Raw genomic sequence first — 280 nt, 5'->3', positions numbered from 1 at the left:
CCTGCCCAGCCACAAGCACTGAGTGCCGCGATCAACGATCTACTCAATCAACCAGAACGGGCTAGGCTGCTAGGTAAAGCGGCGCGGTTACGGGTTGAAACCGAATTAACTTGGAACCGTTATGCCGCGCGGCTTGAACAGCTGTATACTGCGGCGATACAATCGTCATAATTCGGGATGGCTATTCCCTCCCCCCTAGCCCGCTCAGCAGGCGAAAGGGCGCTTACAAAGGTCGGTTTTTGATCGTTTTCATTTGCGAACCACCAATCCCGTGGTTCAT

It is taken from the genome of Herpetosiphon sp. (assembly GCF_003512625.1).
Taxonomy (GTDB): domain Bacteria; phylum Chloroflexota; class Chloroflexia; order Chloroflexales; family Herpetosiphonaceae; genus Herpetosiphon; species Herpetosiphon aurantiacus.
Note: the sequence above shows the minus strand (reverse complement) of the source record.